Below are 15,955 nucleotides of genomic sequence, written 5' to 3' on the forward strand. Positions count from 1 at the left end.
ATCCGGGGCGGCGTCGGGACAATGTTTCCTCGTCGCTGACGCCGCCTGCGGGTAGAGCGACAGGAACGACACCTCAGCCTTGCGCCTCGTCCGCCGGCGCAAAGGCCGGCTGCGCCAGTGCGAGCAGGTGCGCGCGCACGTCGGCCGGCCAGTCCGCCACGATCTGTTCCAGGCGCGCGGCGTCGCCGGCGAACAGCGCGCGCGAGGCTTCCTCGAAGCCCGGCGCGTCGCCGGCCAACTCGTGCATGAAGCGGTAGGCCGCATCGCGCGCTTCGCGCATCGCGTCCGCCTGGCGCGCATCGCGCGAGGCCAGCTCCACCAGTTTCCTCAGCGCGACCGAGGCGCCGCCCGGCTGCGCCGACAGCCATTCCCAGTGGCGCGGCAGCAGCGTCACTTCGCGCGCCACCACGCCCAGCTTCGGACGTCCGGCCGCGCGCGGCTGCGCACGCGGGATGCGCTGCAGCACCTCTTCCTCGGTGCCGATGAAATTGATCTCGACCGGCCGGCTCGAGGCCAGGTCGAGGACGGCGATCGATTGCTCGACCCCGCTGTCCAGCGCACGCTTCACGGCGCGTACGACGTCGAGCAAGGGGCCCCGGGCCAGCAGCGTGGTGCCGGCGAATGCAATGCAATGGTCAGGCAGCATGGTTTTTCCGATCCATGAAAAAAGCGCGCGGACGCACGCCTGCCTTGCATATTACCCGGATAAAAATGGCAGGACAATAATACCCGGAGAAAATTATCGGTGTTACTTGTCCAGCATGCGCGCGACCTTGTCGGTGATATCGAGGGCCGGCCGGTGCCACACTGTCCTGGTCAGTACCAGTTCGGCGCCTTGCTGCTCGCGGACCGTCGCAATGATCTCGTTGATGCGCGCCGCCATGCGCTGGTGTTCCTTCATCTTGCGCTCGAGCAGGTCTTCCTGGAGCTTCGCCTGTTCGCGCCTGACGGTGCGTTCGAATTCGCCGACTTCGCGCGCACGCACGAGGTGTTCGCGCTCGTCCAGCGCTGGTGCGTCGTGCTGGAGCTTGTCGGACAGCTCGCGCAGGCGCCGCACGTCGCGCTGGATGCGCTGCCGGCGCGGCGCGAAGTCCGTCTCGATGTGCGCCGCGATGGCCTTGGCGTGCGCGGACTCGGTCAACAGGCGCTCGACGTTGACGACGACGATGCGCGCTTCGCGCCGGGCTTCCTGCGCCGCCAGTGGAGCTGTCAGGCCGGCCAGGGACAGGCACAGGCAAGCGGTGGCGAAGTGTTTCAGGGTTGCATTCACGGGTGGTCCTCTGCTGTCGGCGCCCTGGGGCCGCGCTGGTCGAGCCTGGACGCCTGGGGCGTCCATAGGATGGCGGAGGCATCGTCCGCATTTTTTACCGCCGGCGCGGCGGCGCCGGCACGGGCCGTCTCGAATGCGCGCAATTCGCGCATCAGGCTTGCCAGCCCTTCGACCCGGCAGCGCCTTGCCAGTTCGTCCCAGGTCATCAAACCGTAGGGATCGACCAGCCGGTAGAAACCATCGCTCATCGCCAGCACGGCGGTATCGGGCGGCAGCCGCAGGCTGCGCTCTCGGGCTCCGAATTCTCCTTGCGGCGCCAGGCACAGGACGGCCGGCGCCGGGGCCGCGTGCTGGGCCTCGCGCCGCTCGCGCAGCAGCGGCAACAGGCGCTGGAGCCGCTCCTTGGGATCGAGCACGCCGTGCGCCGCGAGCTGGGCGACGGCGTCCTGCACCACCGTCTCGAACGGATTCTCGTAAGGGTCGAGGTCGGTGACGGCGCCCGCGCCATCGATCGCCAGGGCCTTGCAGTCGCCCAGGCAATACAGGGAAAGGTCGAGCGCATCGGGCAGGTGGCGGATGCGGATCCAGGTCAGCGCGGCCAGCGGATGGGCGTACAAGGGCACGTCCTGGCCGGCCGTGAGTTCGGCATACATGCGACGCACGGCATCGATGGCCAGGCGCAGGCTGTCGGCCTGGGAGCGCGCCGCATCGATGGTCTTGCCGAGTTCCGAGGCAAACGACTGGACGAACCAGGCGACGTCGCCGCTGCCCGTGTCGGCGTAATCGCGGTCGGCGACCGAGGTCGCGCCGTCGACGACGAGCAGGTCGAGCAGGCCGTCGGTCTCGAACACGGCCACGAGGTCTTCATTGTTACTGTCGCCAGGTGCGCAGGAAATTCGCTCGATCGTCATTCAGTCGTTCAGGTAGGCTGCCGATTGCATGATGGTATCACTGCAAGGGGCTTGTCTGAACGTTATCTCGGTATCTCAGCCACATTCCCCCACATACTGGCAGTTGTCGCAACGGGTGCAGCCATCGAGCTTGCGCAGGGCACGCGCGCCGCATTCCGGGCATTTGCCGGCCGAGGCCGAGAACGCCGGCGAAGTCGAGAACGCCGGCGATGCCGATGCGGCTGGCGCTGCAGATAGCGGCGCGACGCCGCGCGCCGCCAGCTGGCGAGATAACTGCGTCACCGGCACCTGGTTGCCCTGGCTGTCGAGGAAGCCGCGGCGCACCAATATACGTTGCAGCATGAAGCCGACCGCCGCCGCTTCCGAGTCGTGGAACACCGGCACCTCGACGCCGTCCTCGCGCGTCAGCGTGCCGCAGCGCACCGGGCCTTTTTCCCAGACCACGTCGCGCATGTCGGCCAGGGCCTTGGCAACCGGCCCGCCGGCGCGCGCCAGCATCGACAGCAGGCGCATCGAGGAGGTGATCCATTGCTGGCCGTCGGTGCGCTGGCTGGCCGGCATGAAGAATTCGAAGGGGCGCTCGATGACGACCGGCCGGCCCTCGCTCACGCCCTCGACGCGGATGAAACTCACCGTCAGGTAAAAGGTCTTGCGGCCTTCCTGGGTCGAATATTCGATCTTCGACGTGACCGATTCGAGTTCGCCGAGCGGGCGCTTCTCGAAGCGCTTGCGCAGCGGGTCCTCGTCGGGCGGCGCCGAACTGTCCGCCTGCGGCGCCGCGCCCAGCACCTGGCCGACCACCGCATTCGGCCGGTAGGTGGCCAGCCCTTTCAGGCCGGCGCGCCAGGCTTCGCTGTACAGGTCGCGGAAGTCCGCGTAGGGGTAGTCCGCCGGCACGTTGACCGTCTTCGAGATCGCGGTGTCGACGAAAGGCTGCACCGCCTCGAGCATGCGCAGGTGGTCGTCGGCGCTCATCTCGAGCGCGGTGACGAACTGCGGCGGCAGCGCGGCGTCAGGGTCGGGGTCGAGCGCGGGACTGCGGCGCCGGTACAGGCGCCAGGCGTGGTCCTCGACCTGGTAGCTGCGCATGCTGTTGTCGGGCATGCGCTTCTTGCGCTGGTAGGTCCAGGAATAGGGCGGCTCGATGCCGTTCGAGGCGTTGTCGGCGAAGGCCAGCGCGATGGTCCCGGTCGGGGCGATCGACAGCAGGTGCGAGTTGCGGATGCCGTGCACACGGATCGCGTCGCGCAGCGCTTCGGGCAGGCGCGCGACGAAACGGCCCTCCAGGTAGCGCGCGGCCTCGAACAGCGGGAAGGCGCCTTTTTCGCGCGCCAGTTCGCACGAGGCGGCATAGGCGGCGTCGCGCAGCGCTTCGGCGATGCGCGCGGCCAGGGCCCGGCCCTCGTGGGTGTCGTAGCGCAGGCCGAGCATCACCAGCGCGCTGCCCAGGCCCAGGAAACCCAGGCCAATACGGCGCTTGGCGCGCGCCTCGGCGGCCTGCTGCGGCAGCGGCCACTCGGTGGCGTCGAGCACCAGGTCGAGCATGCGCACCGCCACCGCGGCGACCTCGCGCATGCGTTCGAAGTCGAAGGCGGCATCCGGGCCGAACGGATCGTCGACGAAGCAGGTGAGGTTCAGCGAACCCAGGTCGCAGCAGCCGTAGGCGGGCAGGGGTTGCTCGCCGCAGGGATTGGTGGCGCGCAGCTCTTCGGCGTACCAGAGGTTGTTTTCCTCGTTCATGCGGTCGACGAACAGCACGCCCGGCTCGGCGTGGTCGTAGGTGGACAGCATGATCTTTTCCCACAGCGCGCGCGCCGGCACTTCCCGGTACACCCACAGGCCATCCGCGCGCCGGTACGCTCCCTGCGCCACGGCGTCCTCGCCGGGCTCGGCGCGGTGCACCAGCGCGAACGGCGCATCGGCTTCGAGCGCGCGCATGAAGGCGTCGCTCACGCCGACCGAGATGTTGAAGTTCGACAGGCCGCCCAGGTCCTTGGCGGCGATGAAGGCTTCGATGTCGGGGTGGTCGATGCGCAGCACGCCCATCTGGGCGCCGCGCCGGGCGCCGGCCGATTCCACCGTCTTGCACGAGGCGTCGAACAGTTCCATGTACGACACCGGCCCGGACGCGCGCGAGCGGGTGCCGCGCACCAGGCTGCCGAAGGGACGGATCGCGCTGAAGTCGTAGCCGACGCCGCCGCCGCGCCGCATGGTCTCGGCCGCTTCCGCCAGCGCGGTATAGATGCCGGGCAGGCCGTCCTCGACGCCCGTGACGGAATCGCCGACCGGCTGCACGAAGCAGTTGATGAGGGTGGCCTTGATGTTCAGGCCGGCGGCGGAGTTGATGCGTCCGCCGGGGATGAAGCCCTGTTCCTGGGCCCACAGGAAGCGCTCGGTGAATTCGGCGCGCCGCTCGGGCGTTTCCAGCGCCGCCAGCGCCGTGGCTACGCGCCGGCGCACGTCGGCGACCGAGGTCTCGTCGCCTTTTGCATATTTCTCGCGCAGGACGTCGAGCGAGACTTCCTGCGGCGGGAGCATCGACAACTGGTCGGCTGCATTCATGGTCCGCGTCTCCGTACCCGAATGCCGCCGCCGGCTTTACGGCTTGTCGATGATGACGTGCGGCGCGGCCGGGTCGGTGGCGCCGGCGAGCGGGACGTCGGCGCTGGCTGCCGGCGCTGGCTTGGCCGCCGACGTTGCCGCCGAGGTTGCCGCTGCGGGCTGCGCCGTCAGGCGAGCCTCCAGCTCGACCACGCGCAGTTCGAGCGCCTCGAGCTTGGCGCGGGTCTTGGCCAGCACCTGGGCCTGGATGTCGAATTCCTCGCGCGTCACCAGGTCGAGCTTGGAAAAGCCCTGGGTCATCATCGCCTTGACGTTGCGTTCGATGTCCTTGGCGGGCGAGCTTTCCATGGCCTGGTTGATTTTGCCCTGCAAGTCGTTGAAGAAGTTGTTCATGTCCATCTGTCCTAGTGTTCCGGCCGTTGCACCACGCTGGTGCGAAATGGTGTGCAGCGGGTGTGCAGCGGCCTGCTTTGGTGCGCCGTGACGCGGCTGCGACGGGCACGCACCGGTTTGTACTTATTGAACCAGAAGTGTGGCACCTGTATGAAAAATCAAGCACACGGGTGCCGTCTCGAGCTGGCACGCATTCTGCTAAAGGAAGGGTAAGCCGAATGACGCACAGATTGTAAACCGCATCGAACACATTGTTCCAATAACAGGGGAATCGTCATGAAAAGCAGGATGGCAGCAAGCGCGGCGGCGTTCACGCTGATGGCAGCAGGGGGCAGCCTGGCCCGGGCCCAGGAAGCGCCGGCGCCCGAACACCAGGTGAGCTACAACGCCGCGCTCACCAGCGAATACCGCTACCGCGGCCTGGCGCAGACGCGCTTCGAACCGGCCCTGCAGGGCGGCGCCGACTACACCCACACGCCGAGCGGCTTCTACGCCGGCACCTGGCTCTCGACCATCAAGTGGATCGACGATGCCGGCGGCGACGCGAACGTCGAGGTCGACCTGTATGCCGGCAAGCGCGGCCAGCTCACCGACGCCATCAGCTACGACGTGGGCGGCCTGTACTACGTGTATCCGTCGAACGGCCTGCCGACCAACGCCAACACCTTCGAGCTCTACGGCCAGCTCGGCTATGGCCCGGTCTACGTCAAGTATTCGCATGCGACCAGCAACCTGTTCGGCACCGCCGACAGCAAGAACAGCGGCTACCTCGACATCGGCGCCAACGTCCCGGTTGCCGACAAGCTGGTGCTGAACCTGCACGCGGGGCGCCAGCGCGTGAAGAACAACGGCGACTACTCGTACAACGACTACAAGGTCGGCCTGAGCTACGACTTCGGCGTCGCCACCGCTTCGCTGGCCTGGGTCAAGGCGAACACCGACGCGTATGTGAGCCCGCGCGGCAAGAATCTCGGCAAGTCGGCGGCCGTGTTTTCTGTATCAAAAACTTTCTGAAAGAGGCAACACCATGAAACTGATTACCGCCATCATCAAGCCCTTCAAGCTCGACGAAGTGCGCGAGGCCCTGTCGGAGATCAACGTGCAGGGCATGACGGTGACCGAAGTGAAAGGCTTCGGCCGCCAGAAGGGCCACACCGAGCTCTACCGCGGCGCCGAGTACGTGGTCGACTTCCTGCCGAAAATCAAGATCGAAGCGGCCGTCGACGACGCCGTGATCGACCAGGTGATCGACGCCATCCAGGGCGCCGCCCGCACCGGCAAGATCGGCGACGGCAAGATCTTCGTGTCCGACCTCAACCAGGTCATCCGTATCCGTACCGGCGAAACCGGCAACGACGCACTGTAAGGGAAGCCCCATGAAAACGATAACGAGCAAGATTCTCGCAGCCGCGCTGGGCCTCGGCCTGGCCCTGCCGGCCATGGCCGCACCTTCCATCAACAAGGGCGACACCGCCTGGATGTTCGTCGCCACGCTGCTGGTGATCATGATGTCGATCCCGGGCCTGGCCTTGTTCTACGGCGGCCTGGTGCGCGCCAAGAACATGCTGTCGGTGCTGCTGCAGGTGTTCATGATCTTCTCCCTGATCATCGTGCTGTGGTGCCTGTACGGCTACTCGCTGGCCTTCACCGGCGGCAGCCCCTTCATCGGCGGTTTCGACCGCGCCTTCCTGAACGGCATCTACGATCCGGCCAGCGGCGTGTTCAGCATGGCTGCGACCTTCAGCAAGGAAACGATGATCCCCGAGTTCATCTTCGTCGCCTTCCAGGGTACCTTTGCCGCGATCACCTGCGGCCTGATCGTCGGCGCCTTTGCCGAGCGCGCGCGCTTTGCCGCCGTGCTGCTGTTCGTCGTGATCTGGTTCACCTTCGGCTACCTGCCGATCGCGCACATGGTCTGGTTCTGGGCCGGTCCCGACGCCATCACCGACGCCGCCTCGCTGGCCAGCGTCACGGCGGACGCCGGCTGGCTGTGGCAGCAGGGCGCGCTCGACTTCGCCGGCGGCACCGTGGTCCACATCAACGCGGCGGTGGCCGGCCTGGTCGGCGCCTATGTGATCGGCAAGCGCGTCGGCTACGGCCGCGAATCGATGGCGCCGCACTCGATGACCATGACCATGATCGGCGCCTCGCTGCTGTGGGTCGGCTGGTTCGGCTTCAACGCCGGCTCGGCTCTGGAAGCGGGCGACGTCGCCGCGCTGGCCTTCATCAACACCCTGCTGGCCACCGCTGGCGCCACCGTCGCCTGGACCTTCGGCGAATGGGCGACCAAGGGCAAGCCGTCGATGCTGGGCGGCGCCTCGGGCGCGGTCTCGGGCCTGGTGGCGATCACCCCGGCAGCCGGTTTCGTCGGCCCGATGGGCGCGCTGGTCATCGGCCTGGTCGGCGGCCTCGTCTGCCTGTGGGGCGTGAACGGCCTGAAGCGCATGCTGCGTGTCGACGATTCTCTCGACGTGTTCGGCGTGCACGGTGTCGGCGGCATCGTCGGCGCCCTGCTGACCGGCGTCTTCGCCTCGCCCGAGCTGGGCGGCCAAGGCGTCTGGGACTACGTCGCCAACAAGGCGTCGAGCGAGCCGTACTCGATCGCCCACCAGCTGTGGGTGCAGCTCGAAGCGGTCGGCGTGACCATCATCTGGTCGGCGGTGGTTGCCTATGTCGCCTTCAAGCTGGTCGACCTGGCGATCGGCCTGCGCGTGACCGAAGAGCAGGAACGCGAGGGCCTGGACCTTACCAGCCACGGCGAAAGGGCGTACCATTCCTGATAGCCGCGAGCCGGTAGCGAAAGGGCGTCCTGCGGGACGCCTTTTTTGCGTGTGGGCCCGGCGGCCTTTAAAATGGCTGCATTGCCCCCAGATAAGGGCACTCATTGCCAAGAAGCCAATTAAGGACACCCACATGGTTCCGCACCTCGCCACCGCCTTGACCGGCCCGCTGCTCGACCTGGAAAAGAAGATTCTCGATGCCACGCCGGCCATCGAGCGCTGGTTCCGCCTCGAGTGGCAGGAGCATACGCCGCCGTTCTACTGCTCGGTCGACCTGCGCAATGCCGGCTACAAGCTGGCGCCGGTCGACACCAACCTGTTCCCGGGCGGCTTCCATCACCTGGCCACTGAAATGCTGCCCCTCACCGTGCAGGCGGCGATGGCGGCCATCGACAAGTATTGCCCGGACGCGCGCAACCTGCTGCTGGTGCCGGAAACCCATACCCGCAATCCGCAATACCTGCAGAACGTCGCGCGCCTGATGCAGATCTTCCGCCAGACCGGCCTGCACGTGCGCCTCGGCTCGCTGTCGCCGGAAGTGACCCAGCCGACGCCGCTGGCGCTGCCGGACGGCAACATGCTGGTGGTCGAGCCGCTGGTACGCTCGGCCAACGGACGCCGCCTGGGCCTGGCCGACTTCGACCCCTGCACGATCCTGCTGAACAACGACTTGTCGGCGGGCATTCCTTCGATCCTGGAAAACGTGCACGAGCAGTCGCTGTTGCCGCCGCTGCATGCGGGCTGGGCGCTGCGCCGCAAGAGCAACCACCTGAAGGCGCTCGACGAAGTGGCCAAGAAGTTCGGCAAGCTGATCGACATCGATCCGTGGATGGTCAATCCGCTGCATGCGAAAGTCAGCGAGGTCGACCTCGAGCACGACCAGGGCACCGAGGCGCTGGCCGACGCCGTCTCCTCGCTGCTCTCGAAGATCAAGAAGAAGTACAAGGAATACGGCATGAAGGAGCAGAAGCCCTTCGTGATCGTGAAGCCGGACGCCGGCACCTACGGCATGGGTGTGACGACGATCAAGGACGCCAGCGAAGTGCGTGACCTCTCGCTCAAGCAGCGTGCCAGGATGTCGGTGATCAAGGACGGCGTGGCCGTGACCGACCTCATCGTGCAGGAAGGCGTGCCGACGTTTGAAAGCATCGACGACGCCGTGGCCGAACCGGTGGTCTACATGATCGACCGCTACGTGGTGGGCGGCTTCTACCGCGTGCACGCCGAGCGCGGCGTCGACCAGAACCTGAACGCGCCGGGCTCGCAGTTCGTGCCGCTCGCCTTTGCCCAGCAGCACGCGGTACCGGACCTGAAGGCCAAGCCGGGCACGGCGGCGCCGAACCGCTTCTACGTCTACGGCGTGGTGGCGCGCCTGGGCCTGCTGGCGGCCTCGCTCGAGATGGAGCGCACGGATCCGAATCCGGAAGTGTACTGATCCGGGTTTGCCGGAGGGATAGGGAAGGGACCGCTTGCGGTCCCTTTTTCATTGATGTCGTATCGGTGGCGCGGCGGCGCATCGGTGCGTTGAACGCGTGGGCGGCGCAGCCGCCCACGCTACGGCTTTTTCCTGCACATGTAGATGAACTGCGAGTGCAGCGGCGGCGCCACGGTGGCGAGGATTTCGGTCACCAGGGCCGGCAGGCCGGCCAGGGCGCGGCCGATGGGCGGGACCAGCAGCAGGGTCTGGTATTGCTGGCGCTCGCCGGGCCAGAACCGGTCGAGCTCCTCGCGCGTGACGCGCCGTACCTGCGGGTTCTTCGGGTTGTTGTAGCGGAAGTCGAACACCATGCACCAGCCGCCGGGCTTGAGCAGGCGCCACATGTCGGCCGCGAGCTGCGCGCGCATGCCGGGATCGAGATAGGACGAAAACACGGTTTGCGCGGCGACCAGGTCGCTGTTGCCGGCCGGTAGCAACGACAGCGCGCCGCAATGCCAGCCCACGCCGGGTGCGGTGCGCGCGGCGGCGATGTCGAGCCGGTCCTGCTGGAATTCGGTGCCGGTGAGGTTGGCGGGCGTGGCGCCCCAGTCGATCAGCTGGCGCAGGAACGCACCGGTGCCGCAGCCGACGTCCACCACCCGCACATGGGTGAGATCGGTGCCGACGGTGGACACCAGCATGCGCGAGAGCACGCGTGCCCGCATGGCCTGCTGGCGCACGACGTCGGGCCGGTGCCAGGCATGGCGCGCCAGCGCGGCGCTGCCGTGCCAGCCGCGATAGGCGCGCGCGATGCGTTCCTGTTCGGCCTGCTGGTCGAGTTGAACGTCCATGCTGCCATCCTTGCGCAGCGAATGGAAAGGGATTTGCGCACGCTCAGGCGTGTGTGTGATCTGGCACAAGGCTGATCGGAACTATTTGCGTAGCCGCAGGATGCCGGCCGGGCCGCTCGGCCGCGCGGTTTCGGGTTTCCAGCTAAAATCGTGGGCATTACCTTCGATGGACACACCCATGAAAATCGCTTTCCTCGCCGATCCCTTATCCGGTTTCAAGATCTACAAGGACTCGACCTTCGCCATGATGCGCGAGGCGGCGCGGCGCGGCCATGAAGTCTATGCCTTCCAGCAGCGCGACATGGCGCTGGAAGACGGCGTCGTCACCGCCGAGGTCGCACGCATCCACCTGACCGGCGAGCAGGATCCCTGGTACCGCGCCGACGAGGCGCACGACCTCCGCCTGTCGAGCTTCGACGCGATCATCGAACGCAAGGACCCGCCGTTCGACATGGAATACGTCTACGGCACCTATCTGCTGGAGCTGGCGGAAAAGCAGGGCGCGCGCGTGTTCAACAAGGCGTCGGCGATCCGCGACCACAACGAAAAGCTGGCGATCGGCCAGTTCAGCGAATTCACGTCGCCGACCCTGGTCTCGTCGTCCGAGCAGCGCCTGCGCGCCTTCCACGCCAAGCATGGCGACGTGATCTTCAAGCCGCTCGACGGCATGGGCGGGACCGGTATCTTCCGCGTCAAGCAGGACGCCATGAACCTGGGCGCGATCATCGAAACGCTCAGCGACAACGGAAAGCGCACCATTATGGTGCAACGCTACATTCCGGACATCGTCAAGGGCGACAAGCGCATCCTCGTCATCGGCGGCAAACCGGTGCCGTTCGCGCTGGCCCGCATTCCGCAGGGTACCGAAGTGCGCGGTAACCTGGCCGCCGGCGGCATCGGCGTGGCCCAGCCGATCACCGAGCGCGACCGCCAGATTGCCGAAGCCATCGGGCCCGTGCTGGCCGAGCGTGGGCTGTTGCTGGTAGGATTAGATGTGATTGGCGATTTCCTGACCGAGGTGAATGTCACCAGCCCGACCTGCTTCCAGGAGATCACCGACCAGACCGGTTTCGACGTGGCGTCGATGTTCATCGACGCGGTCGAACAGCAAGTTTCGGGCAACTAAGCGGGCAAATAAAGCGAGAACATACAACATCATGGTAGGGATATTGCTCCTGACCCACGCACCATTGGGACAGGCATTCATTGCGGCGGTCGCGCACGTGTTTCGCGGACCGACCGAACGCTTCGAGGCCATCGACGTGACGGCCGACCAGGACCTGGTCGACGTCAACTGCAAGGCCAAGGAAGCGATCGCACGCCTCGACGACGGCGACGGCGTGCTGGTCATCACCGACATCAAGGGCGGCACGCCTTCGAATTGCTGCAATTCGCTGGCCAACGCCGGCCATGTGGAGGTGATCGCCGGGATCAGCCTGCCGATGCTGCTGCGCGCGATCACCTATCGCCGCGACACGCTCGACGTGGTGGTGGAAATGGCGCTGGCCGGCGCCCAGAACGGCGCGGTGCGGGTCGATAACCGCATCCGCGTCGGTTCATGATTACCCGGAGTAGTAGCGCGAAGGTGTAGCGAGGGCGCTGTGCGTCCTTTTGGATAGCGCGGTTCTGAAGACGAAGAAGACAACGACAACATGATTCAACAAGAGCTCGAGATCATCAACAAACTGGGCCTGCATGCCCGCGCATCCGCCAAATTCACCCAGCTTGCCGCCAAGTACAAGAGCGACGTCTGGCTCACCCGCAACGGCCGCCGCATCAATGCCAAGTCGATCATGGGCGTGATGATGCTGGCCGCCGGCAAGGGCGCGAAAGTGACCCTGGAGGCCGACGGGGCCGACGAACAGGATGCGGTCAGCGCGCTGACCGCCCTGATCAACGACAGATTCGGCGAAGGCGAGTAATGCCCGACACCGGCCGCTATCGCTCGGGACCCTCGATGGCTTCGTTCACCCTCCACGGCATTCCGGTTTCGCGCGGCATTTCGATCGGCCGCGCGCACCTGCTCACGCCGGCGGCGCTGGACGTCAAGCACTACCTGGTGCCCGAGGAGCAGGTCGAAGCCGAAGTCAAGCGCCTGCAGGATGCGATCGCCGAGGTGCACCGCAACCTGCAGGAACTGTGGACCGACCTGCCGAAGGACGCCCCGACCGAGCTGGGCGCCTTCATCGACGTCCACGCCCTGATCCTGTCCGACCCGATGATCTCGGAGGCGCCGCTCGACATCATCCGCATGCGCCACTACAACGCCGAGTGGGCGCTGGTGACCCAGATCGACGAGCTCTCGGCCCAGTTCGACGAGATCGAGGACGAGTACCTGCGCGAGCGCAAGCAGGACATCCAGCAGGTCGCCGAGCGCGTGCTGAAGGTCCTGATGGGCACGGCCCTGTCCGTGCCGCCGGTGCTGGCCGGCGAAGACGACTACCACCCGCAGATGATCGTGGTCGCCCACGACATCTCGCCGGCCGACATGCTGGCCTTCCGCGACCGTTCCTTCATCGGTTTCGTCACCGACGTCGGCGGTCAGAACTCGCACACGGCGATCGTCGCGCGCTCGCTCGACATCCCGGCGGCGGTCGGCATGAGCCAGGCCTCGCGCCTGATCGAGCAGGACGACTGGGTCATCATCGACGGCGATGCCGGCGTGGTGATCTGCAACCCGAGCCAGCTGGTGCTGGAGCAGTACCGTGCGCGCCAGGCCGCCCTGATCAAGGCCAGGAAGCGCCTGCTCAAGCTGAAGAAGACGCCGGCGGTGACCAAGGACGGCACCGCGATCCGGCTGCTGGCCAACATCGAGCTGCCCGACGACTGCCCGCATGCGCTGGAAGCCGGCGCCACCGGCGTCGGCCTGTTCCGCTCCGAATTCCTGTTCATGGGCCGCGGCGCCCACGGCCTGCGCGTCCCGGACGAGGACGAGCAGTTCGAACAGTACCGCAAGGCCGTGGTCGCGATGAAGGGCCGGCCGGTAACGATCCGCACGCTCGACGTCGGCGCCGACAAGCCGCTCGACCCGACCGAGCACACCGCCCTGAACCCGGCGCTGGGACTGCGCGCGATCCGCTACTGCCTGGCCGAGCCGCAGCTGTTCCTGACCCAGCTGCGCGCGATCCTGCGCGCATCAAGCTTCGGCAAGGTGCGGATCCTGATCCCGATGCTGGCGCATGCCTTCGAGATCGACCAGACCCTGAACATGATCGAGCAGGCCAAGTTCCAGCTGCGCGAACAGAACATCAAGTACGATCCGGCGATTGAGGTCGGCGCCATGATCGAGATTCCCGCGGCCGCGCTGGCGCTGCCGATGTTCGTCAAGCGCATGAATTTCCTGTCGATCGGCACCAACGACCTGATCCAGTACACGCTGGCCATCGACCGCGTCGACTACGAAGTCGCGCACCTGTACAACCCGCTGCACCCGGCGGTGCTGCAGCTGATCGGCATGACCATCGCGGCCGGGCAGAAGGCCGGCATCGACGTCGCCGTCTGCGGCGAGATGGCGGGCGACATCAAGCTGACGCGCCTGTTGCTGGGCATGGGCCTGCGCGAATTCTCGATGCACCCGGCCCAGCTGCTGGCCGTGAAGCAGGAAATCCTCGGCGCCGACCTGGCGCAGATCGCCCCCCGAATGCGGCGCATCATGCGCTCGATGGAACCGGGCGAGATCCAGGACGCGGTCGAACAGCTGCAGCTCATGTAATCCAGAGGCGGCCTCCAGAGCCGCCGCTCTCGCAAGTAAAGTCAAAGAAAGTCTCATGGGATCCATTGGAATCGTCTCACCGCAAGCGATGCATTTCGCCGAGCCGCTGCGCCTGCAAAGCGGCGCGCAACTCGGCGACTACACGCTGATGTATGAAACCTACGGCACACTGAATGCCGACCGCTCGAACGCGGTGCTGATCTGCCACGCCCTGAACGCCTCGCACCACGTGGCCGGCACCTATGCCGACCAGCCGAAGAGCGCGGGCTGGTGGGACAACATGGTCGGGCCGGGCAAGCCGGTCGATACCGACCGCTTCTTCGTCATCGGCGTCAACAATCTCGGTTCCTGCTTCGGCTCGACCGGCCCGATGCACACCAATCCCGCCACCGGCAAGCCTTACGGTGCGGCGTTCCCGTTATTGACAGTAGAGGACTGGGTGGCGGCGCAGGCGCGCCTGGCCGACCGCCTCGGCATCGAATGTTTTGCTGCCGTGATGGGCGGCTCGCTCGGCGGCATGCAGGCGCTCTCGTGGAGCATCATGTTCCCCGAGCGCCTGCGCCACTGCATCGTGATCGCCTCCACGCCAAAGCTGTCGGCCCAGAACATCGCCTTCAACGACGTCGCGCGCCAGGCCATCCTGACCGACCCGGACTACCACGGCGGGGACTTCTACGAACATGGCGTGGTGCCGAAGAACGGCCTGAAGGTCGCGCGCATGGTCGGCCACATCACGTATTTGTCGAACGACGACATGGCCGAAAAATTCGGCCGCAAGCTGCGCAATGCCGCCGAGACGAATGACTATAAATTCGACTTCGGCATCGACTTCGAGATCGAGTCCTACCTGCGCTACCAGGGCGACAAGTTCTCAGAATACTTCGACGCGAATACTTACCTCCTGATCACCAAGGCCCTCGACTATTTCGACCCGGCGCGCGAGCACGACGGCGACCTGACGAAAGCCCTGGCGTCCACCCGCGCCCAGTTCCTGATTGCGTCCTTCACCACCGACTGGCGCTTCTCGCCGGAGCGCAGCCGCGAAATCGTCGAAGCCTTGATCTCGAACCGGCGCAAGGTGACCTATGCCGAGATCGACGCGCCCCACGGGCACGACGCCTTCCTGCTGGAAGACGCGCGCTACATGGGCGTGGTGCGGGCCTATTACGACCGCATCTGGGAACAAACGATGAGCCGGGAGGCGGCATGAAATTCGAAGACATGAACACGCTGCGGCCCGACCTGGCCTTCATCGCCGACTGGGTGCCCGAGGGCGCCCACGTGCTCGACGTCGGCTGCGGCGACGGCGCCATGCTGCGCTACCTGGAGACGGGAAAACGATGCACCGGCTACGGCGTCGAGATCGCCGACGACAAGGTGCTCGAGAGCACCCGGCGCGGCATCAGCGTGATCCAGCACGACATGGAGCAGGGCCTGGACCTGTTCGGCGAGAATGCCTTCGACACGGTGCTGTGCCTGTCCTCGCTGCAGATGATGCTGCACGTGGAAGCGCGCCTGCGCGACATCGTGCGCGTCGGCACCGAGGCGATCGTCTCCTTTCCGAACTTCGCCTACTGGCCGCACCGCATGGCCCTGCTGAAGGGCCGCATGCCGGTCTCGCGCACCCTGCCTTACCAGTGGTTCGATACGCCGAACGTGCGCTACGCCACGATCGTCGACTTCAAGGAACTGGCCGAGGAGTGCGGGCTGGAAGTGCTGGACTACGTGGCGCTGGCCGAGGGCAAGCCGGTCAGCTTCCTGCCGAACCTGCGCGGCAGCCTGGCGGTGTTCAGGTTGCGCAAGAAGGCGAAACCGGCGTAATCGTTGCCGATAACCGTAGGGTGGGCACGCCGTGCCCACGCGAATGTGTGCGTCTCGTTGGCCATGTCAGCGTCGCCTAGCCCGCTTCTTGTTACAGTGTGCCCTGATCGACCGATAACGTTCAAACGCAGCCACCATCTGTCAGCTTCCGCGTGGGCACGCCGTGCCCACCCTACGATACGGTAGTTGCGCGTGATCTCAGCTTGCGCCATGATGGCGCCGTTTATCGTGCGTACCC

The 15,955-nt window shown here is 66.2% G+C and carries 15 protein-coding genes and 1 pseudogene; 10 read left to right on the top strand and 6 right to left on the bottom strand.

Annotated features, from left to right (window positions below; genetic code table 11):
• Nucleotides 1-73: 73 nt before the first annotated feature.
• The 5 genes and pseudogenes from ACFOPH_RS22080 to ACFOPH_RS22100 all read right to left on the bottom strand — a co-directional run.
• Complete coding sequence (locus tag ACFOPH_RS22080) at nt 74-646, bottom strand: DUF2239 family protein (RefSeq protein WP_312548856.1); 573 nt, start codon at nt 644-646, stop codon at nt 74-76.
• A 102-nt stretch (nt 647-748) separates the two neighbouring features.
• Entirely contained in the window at nt 749-1,270 is a 522-nt protein-coding gene (locus ACFOPH_RS22085) for an OmpH family outer membrane protein (RefSeq protein WP_379737267.1), read from the bottom strand.
• Nucleotides 1,267-2,181, bottom strand: a complete 915-nt coding sequence (locus ACFOPH_RS22090; protein ID WP_379737269.1) for a protein phosphatase 2C domain-containing protein — start codon at nt 2,179-2,181, stop codon at nt 1,267-1,269. Before ACFOPH_RS22090 ends, ACFOPH_RS22085 begins: the two co-directional genes overlap by 4 nt.
• A gap of 75 nt (nt 2,182-2,256) precedes the next feature.
• The gene (locus ACFOPH_RS22095) at nt 2,257-4,743 is read right to left on the bottom strand and encodes an adenosylcobalamin-dependent ribonucleoside-diphosphate reductase (RefSeq protein ID WP_379737271.1); all 2,487 of its coding nucleotides are present in this window, start codon (nt 4,741-4,743) and stop codon (nt 2,257-2,259) included.
• Between the two features lie 168 nt (nt 4,744-4,911).
• Nucleotides 4,912-5,142: pseudogene (locus ACFOPH_RS22100) on the bottom strand (accessory factor UbiK family protein); the annotation flags it as partial.
• Nucleotides 5,143-5,412: 270 nt separating this feature from the next.
• Between ACFOPH_RS22100 and ACFOPH_RS22105 the strand changes: the two are divergent.
• From ACFOPH_RS22105 to gshA, 4 genes are all read left to right on the top strand, one after another.
• Nucleotides 5,413-6,150 carry a TorF family putative porin gene (locus ACFOPH_RS22105; protein WP_379737273.1) on the top strand — a complete coding sequence of 246 codons (738 nt, stop codon included), beginning with the start codon at nt 5,413-5,415 and terminating at the stop codon, nt 6,148-6,150.
• Between the two features lie 13 nt (nt 6,151-6,163).
• On the top strand, nt 6,164-6,502 hold the full coding sequence (gene glnK / locus ACFOPH_RS22110; protein ID WP_192053152.1) for a P-II family nitrogen regulator: 339 nt from the start codon (nt 6,164-6,166) through the stop codon (nt 6,500-6,502).
• 10 nt (nt 6,503-6,512) lie between these two features.
• Nucleotides 6,513-7,916, top strand: coding sequence for an ammonium transporter (gene amt, locus ACFOPH_RS22115; RefSeq protein WP_379737276.1), 1,404 nt, complete (start codon nt 6,513-6,515; stop codon nt 7,914-7,916).
• Between the two features lie 133 nt (nt 7,917-8,049).
• The gene (gene gshA / locus ACFOPH_RS22120; RefSeq protein WP_312548848.1) at nt 8,050-9,351 is read left to right on the top strand and encodes a glutamate--cysteine ligase; all 1,302 of its coding nucleotides are present in this window, start codon (nt 8,050-8,052) and stop codon (nt 9,349-9,351) included.
• A gap of 119 nt (nt 9,352-9,470) precedes the next feature.
• On the opposite strand, the gene ACFOPH_RS22125 is transcribed toward gshA, so the two are convergent.
• Nucleotides 9,471-10,184, bottom strand: coding sequence for a class I SAM-dependent methyltransferase (locus ACFOPH_RS22125; protein WP_379737278.1), 714 nt, complete (start codon nt 10,182-10,184; stop codon nt 9,471-9,473).
• 178 nt (nt 10,185-10,362) lie between these two features.
• On the opposite strand from ACFOPH_RS22125, the gene gshB reads away from it, so the two are divergent.
• The 6 genes from gshB to metW all read left to right on the top strand — a co-directional run bounded on the left by gshB (nt 10,363) and on the right by metW (nt 15,717).
• Complete coding sequence (gshB, locus tag ACFOPH_RS22130) at nt 10,363-11,310, top strand: glutathione synthase (protein WP_312548846.1); 948 nt, start codon at nt 10,363-10,365, stop codon at nt 11,308-11,310.
• A gap of 31 nt (nt 11,311-11,341) precedes the next feature.
• Entirely contained in the window at nt 11,342-11,746 is a 405-nt protein-coding gene (locus ACFOPH_RS22135; protein WP_312548845.1) for a PTS sugar transporter subunit IIA, read from the top strand.
• Nucleotides 11,747-11,836: 90 nt separating this feature from the next.
• A complete protein-coding gene (locus ACFOPH_RS22140) occupies nt 11,837-12,106 on the top strand; it encodes an HPr family phosphocarrier protein (RefSeq protein ID WP_312548844.1) in 270 nt (89 codons plus the stop codon).
• Between the two features lie 35 nt (nt 12,107-12,141).
• The gene (gene ptsP, locus ACFOPH_RS22145) at nt 12,142-13,896 is read left to right on the top strand and encodes a phosphoenolpyruvate--protein phosphotransferase (RefSeq protein WP_312548876.1); all 1,755 of its coding nucleotides are present in this window, start codon (nt 12,142-12,144) and stop codon (nt 13,894-13,896) included.
• Between the two features lie 55 nt (nt 13,897-13,951).
• Nucleotides 13,952-15,106, top strand: coding sequence for a homoserine O-succinyltransferase MetX (gene metX / locus ACFOPH_RS22150; protein WP_312548843.1), 1,155 nt, complete (start codon nt 13,952-13,954; stop codon nt 15,104-15,106).
• Nucleotides 15,103-15,717, top strand: a complete 615-nt coding sequence (gene metW, locus ACFOPH_RS22155) for a methionine biosynthesis protein MetW (RefSeq protein ID WP_312548841.1) — start codon at nt 15,103-15,105, stop codon at nt 15,715-15,717. Before metX ends, metW begins: the two co-directional genes overlap by 4 nt.
• Nucleotides 15,718-15,955: the final 238 nt, after the last annotated feature.

The sequence above is a fragment of the Massilia haematophila genome (assembly GCF_042647645.1).
In the GTDB taxonomy this organism is placed as follows: domain Bacteria; phylum Pseudomonadota; class Gammaproteobacteria; order Burkholderiales; family Burkholderiaceae_D; genus Telluria; species Telluria haematophila.

Excerpts from the sequence above, each read along its gene's own strand:
- ACFOPH_RS22140 (WP_312548844.1), top strand. The coding sequence starts at position 11,837 with ATGATTCAACAAGAGCTCGAGATCATCAACAAACTGGGCCTGCATGCC.
- gshA (WP_312548848.1), top strand. The coding sequence starts at position 8,050 with ATGGTTCCGCACCTCGCCACCGCCTTGACCGGCCCGCTGCTCGACCTG.
- ACFOPH_RS22135 (WP_312548845.1), top strand. The coding sequence starts at position 11,342 with ATGGTAGGGATATTGCTCCTGACCCACGCACCATTGGGACAGGCATTC.
- amt (WP_379737276.1), top strand. The coding sequence starts at position 6,513 with ATGAAAACGATAACGAGCAAGATTCTCGCAGCCGCGCTGGGCCTCGGC.
- metX (WP_312548843.1), top strand. The coding sequence starts at position 13,952 with ATGGGATCCATTGGAATCGTCTCACCGCAAGCGATGCATTTCGCCGAG.
- ptsP (WP_312548876.1), top strand. The coding sequence starts at position 12,142 with ATGGCTTCGTTCACCCTCCACGGCATTCCGGTTTCGCGCGGCATTTCG.
- glnK (WP_192053152.1), top strand. The coding sequence starts at position 6,164 with ATGAAACTGATTACCGCCATCATCAAGCCCTTCAAGCTCGACGAAGTG.
- ACFOPH_RS22095 (WP_379737271.1), bottom strand. The coding sequence starts at position 4,743 with ATGAATGCAGCCGACCAGTTGTCGATGCTCCCGCCGCAGGAAGTCTCG.
- ACFOPH_RS22125 (WP_379737278.1), bottom strand. The coding sequence starts at position 10,184 with ATGGACGTTCAACTCGACCAGCAGGCCGAACAGGAACGCATCGCGCGC.
- metW (WP_312548841.1), top strand. The coding sequence starts at position 15,103 with ATGAAATTCGAAGACATGAACACGCTGCGGCCCGACCTGGCCTTCATC.
- ACFOPH_RS22105 (WP_379737273.1), top strand. The coding sequence starts at position 5,413 with ATGAAAAGCAGGATGGCAGCAAGCGCGGCGGCGTTCACGCTGATGGCA.
- ACFOPH_RS22080 (WP_312548856.1), bottom strand. The coding sequence starts at position 646 with ATGCTGCCTGACCATTGCATTGCATTCGCCGGCACCACGCTGCTGGCC.
- ACFOPH_RS22090 (WP_379737269.1), bottom strand. The coding sequence starts at position 2,181 with ATGACGATCGAGCGAATTTCCTGCGCACCTGGCGACAGTAACAATGAA.
- gshB (WP_312548846.1), top strand. The coding sequence starts at position 10,363 with ATGAAAATCGCTTTCCTCGCCGATCCCTTATCCGGTTTCAAGATCTAC.